The organism is Burkholderia sp. BCC1977 (assembly GCF_905339595.1).
GTDB lineage: Bacteria > Pseudomonadota > Gammaproteobacteria > Burkholderiales > Burkholderiaceae > Burkholderia.
Genome location: NZ_CAJPGQ010000117.1, coordinates 1 through 1,950 on the forward strand (window position 1 = coordinate 1; position 1,950 = coordinate 1,950).

Below are 1,950 nucleotides of genomic sequence, written 5' to 3' on the forward strand. Positions count from 1 at the left end.
TCCGACGCTGACACACGGCGCCGGAACAGATACAGCGCAAACCGCTGCCGGAACATCTGCCTCGCGAAATGCAGACGTACCTGCCCGAGTCCGGCGAAACCTGCACGGCGTGCGGTGGCACGATGAAGCTGCTCGGCGAAGACGTGTCCGAGCAACTGGAATACGTGCCGGCGAGCTTCCGCGTAATTCGCCATGTCCGGCCGAAACTGGCGTGCACCTGCTGTGATCAGATCGCCCAGGCATCGGCGCCCAGTCGCCCGATTGAGCGTGGTCTGGCCGGCCCTGGCCTGCTCGCGCACGTGCTCGTAGCAAAGTTCAGCGATCACCTGCCGTTGTACCGCCAGTCGGCGATCTACGCCCGAGAAGGCGTGGAACTGGATCGCTCGCTGCTGGCGAAATGGGTGGGGCAAAGCGCCAAGTTACTGCAACCGCTGGTCGATGCGCTGCGTCTGCATGTGATGGCGGCCACGAAATTGCACGCCGACGACACACCGGTTCCTGTGCTCGCGCCGGGCAATGGTAAGACGAAAACTGCGCGACTGTGGGTCTATGTGCGCGATGATCGGAACTCGGGCGACAAGACGCCACCGGCCGTCTGGTTCGCCTATACCCCGGATCGTAAGGGCGAGCATCCGCAACAGCATCTGGCCAAGTTCAAAGGAACGCTCCAGGCCGACGCCTATGGTGGATACCAGAAAATCTACGAGACCGGTGATGTGCTTGAGGCTGCTTGCTGGGCACATGCTCGGCGCAGGTTCTACGATCTGTATGCGGCACGGCCCAACGCCCTGAACAAGGAGGCACTGGAACGCATCGGCGCGCTCTACCGGATCGAGGAAGCGATCCAGGGAAAACTGCCCGACGAACGACAAGAACAACGAAGTACGCACGCCAAACCGCTACTCGATCAGTTCCATGCGTGGCTGAGCGCTACGCTGGCAACGCTCTCACGCAAATCCGATACGAGTCAGGCCATTCTCTATGCCCTGAACCGATGGGAAGCGTTGACACGCTACTGCGACGACGGGCAATTGGAAATCGACAATCTGCCTGTCGAGCGAGCGCTGCGTGGTGTGGCCATCGGCCGGAGCAATTACCTGTTCGCTGGCGCGGACTCGGGCGGCGAACGTGCTGCCGCGATTTACAGTCTGATCGGCACGTGCAAACTCAATAACGTCGATCTGGAGGCCTATCTGCGCCATGTGCTTGGGCGTATTGCAGATCACCCGATCAACCGGATCGATGAACTGTTGCCTTGGGTGGTGACCATCCCCGTGCAGTGAAGGGATAATGCCACTGATGCTCAGACTGCGGAGATCAGATGGCAAAATCATTCCAGCGCTATACCCTGCACGTGCAACTGCTATATATCCAGCCGCCGATCTGGCGCCGGGTTACCGTCGAGGGTCCCGACTCGCTACGCAAACTGCACCACATTCTGCAGGCGGCCTCCGGATGGGAAAGCACCCACATGCACGACTTCCTGATCGACGGCAAAACCTACGCCATGTTCGATGTCGATGCGGCACTGGAGTTCATGGATCGGTCGACGACATTCGACGACCGGAAAACCAAGCTGAACAAAGTCCTGCGACCTGACTCACGCATCATCTATCGATACGACTTCGGTGACGGCTGGGATCACCAGATCGTAGTCGAAAGCGTCGAAACAGTTGAAGGCGAGTCGTGGGGCGAGTCCAAGATTATCGATGGTGCTCGCGCCTGTCCGCCGGAAGATGTGGGCGGCGCACCAGGGTACGAGATGTTCCTAAGCACGCTGCGCGACAGACCTGACAGCGAGGAGGCGGAACACTATCGCCAGTGGGTTGGTCCAGGGTTCGATCTTGAGCGATTCGATCTGCGTGCTGCCAACTCAGCGTTGATGCGCCTCACGGCCAACCGATGGGGCAATCGATAACGCCGTCACTACGGTACTGGTGACACGCTTAC

The 1,950-nt window shown here is 59.8% G+C and carries 1 protein-coding gene and 1 pseudogene; both read left to right on the plus strand.

Features of this window, described 5'->3' with window-relative positions:
• Nucleotides 1–29 precede the first annotated feature (29 nt).
• Nucleotides 30–1,283 (plus strand): annotated as a pseudogene (gene tnpC, locus U5771_RS34935) (IS66 family transposase); the annotation flags it as partial.
• Between the two features lie 38 nt (nucleotides 1,284–1,321).
• The gene (locus U5771_RS34940; protein ID WP_322028149.1) at nucleotides 1,322–1,918 is read left to right on the plus strand and encodes a plasmid pRiA4b ORF-3 family protein; all 597 of its coding nucleotides are present in this window, start codon (nucleotides 1,322–1,324) and stop codon (nucleotides 1,916–1,918) included.
• Nucleotides 1,919–1,950: the final 32 nt, after the last annotated feature.

Bases quoted from the DNA above. Each gene is read 5' to 3' on its own strand.
- U5771_RS34940 (WP_322028149.1), top strand. From the start codon at position 1,322: ATGGCAAAATCATTCCAGCGCTATACCCTGCACGTGCAACTGCTATAT.